This window comes from Paracoccus sp. (in: a-proteobacteria) (genome assembly GCF_047973135.1).
Classification (GTDB): Bacteria; Pseudomonadota; Alphaproteobacteria; order Rhodobacterales; family Rhodobacteraceae; genus Paracoccus.
This window is the reverse complement of sequence record NZ_JBKEBL010000099.1, coordinates 1-1,799: the sequence shown is the minus strand read 5'-3', so window position 1 is coordinate 1,799 and position 1,799 is coordinate 1. Positions and strand designations below refer to the sequence as shown.

Genomic DNA, 1,799 nt, shown 5'->3' with positions numbered 1-1,799 from the left:
GTTCCACGGCACGGTGCCGTGGAACTCGCAACTGTTCCTGTCGGCGGTCAAGATCGGCCCGGCTTTGGCGGCGGGCTGCACCATCGTCGTGAAAGCATCCGAAGAGGCCCCGGCGCCGCTTCTGGAATTCGCCCGCATCTTCGATCAGGCGGGTTTTCCCAAGGGCGTCCTGAACGTCATTGCCGGGTTCGGCCCGGAATGCGGTTCTATCCTGACCAGTCATCCGAAGGTCGCGCATGTCGCCCGCCCCGGCGCACCCGCGACCGAGCGCCAGCTCGTGCGCAACTCGGCCGAGAACCTAGCCACGACCGCGCTGGAACTGGGTGGAAAGTCGCCCTTCATCGATTTCGAGGATGCCGATATCGACAGCGCGGTGAACGCGCAGGCTTCCGGCATTTTCGCCGCCACCGGGCAAAGCTGCGTCGCCGGAGCCCGGCTGGTCGTGCAGAATTCGATCAAGGATGCGTTTCTGGCGCGTCTGCGCGAAAAGGCCGAAGCAGTGGTGATCGGCGTGCCGGATGACATGGCGACCGAGGTCGGCCCGCTTTGCACATTGCGCCAAAGCGACCATGCGCGATCCCTGATCGCGGAATCCGTGGCACAGGGCGCAAGGCTGATCACCGGCGGAAAACCCCTTGATCGCGATGGCTTTTATTTCCCGCCGACCATCCTCGACTGCTCGGACGCGCCGCAAGCACCCTGCGTCACGCAGGAATTCTTTGGCCCTGTCCTGTCGGTCGTCGGTTTCGATACCGAGGCCGAAGCGGTCGAGATCGCCAACTCCACCGAATTCGGCCTCGCGTCTGGCCTGTTTACCCGCGACCTGACCCGCGCGCATCGGATGATCCGCAAGATCCGCGCCGGCATTGTCTGGGTGAACACCTATCGCGCGGTCAGTCCGGTCGCACCCTTTGGCGGGCACGGCCTGTCTGGGCATGGGCGCGAAGGCGGGCTCGCGGCCGCACTGGATTACACGACCGTCAAAACGGTCTGGCTGCGGACAAGCGACGATCCGATCCCGGATCCCTTTGTCATGCGCTGAAAAAAGAACGCTAGGGAGGAGAACATGACGTCCATCAAACCACCCATCAAAGACCTTGCGATCCCGACCGAGGAGAAGGGGTTCTATGAAGGGTTTTCAAAAGCCGTCGCGCTGGGATCGAAAAGCCTGATTGGCATTCTGATCCTGTGGGCCATCGTCGTTCCGGAAAGTGCCGGTTCGGTCCTGACGAGCATCCGGTCCACCATAGATGCCAATACCGGCACCTGGTACATGTATGTCATGGCCTTCTATCTGGTGGTCTGCGTCGGGCTGGCGCTGTGGCCCGCGACCGGTCGCATCCGTCTGGGCGCGGCCGACAGCCGGCCCGAGTTTTCCGCCTTTTCATGGATCGCCATGATGATCGGCGCCGGCACGGGCATCGGAATGCTGACCTATTCGACCGCCGAGCCGCTTTATCATTTCGCCTCGAACCCGGAAATCATCATGGGGGAAGCGGCTGCCTCGTCGCCGGAAAGTGTGCGTGACGCGCTGAAATGGTCGCTGTTCCATTGGGGGCTTTCGGCATGGGGCTGCTATGGCATGATCGGGCTGGCGCTGGCTTTCTTTGCCTATGTGCGCGGCCTGCCGCTGACCATCCGCTCGGGGCTGACTCCGCTTTTCGGGCGCGCGCTTGAGGGGCCGCTGGGCCATATGATCGACATTGTTTCGGTCATTGCCACCGTCCTGGGGGTCGCCGTGACGCTGGGCTATGGCGTGTCACAATTCGCCGCCGGGATCCACAATATCACCGGAATGG

General features: G+C 62.9%; 2 protein-coding genes. Both read left to right on the top strand.

Annotated features, from left to right (window positions below):
* Positions 1-1,042 (top strand): aldehyde dehydrogenase family protein (locus ACK5L9_RS07990; RefSeq protein ID WP_416910942.1); only part of this gene is annotated, 1,042 nt, incomplete at its 5' end.
* Positions 1,043-1,066: 24 nt separating this feature from the next.
* On the top strand, positions 1,067-1,799 hold a 733-nt coding region (locus ACK5L9_RS07985; protein ID WP_416910941.1), incomplete at its 3' end, for a BCCT family transporter.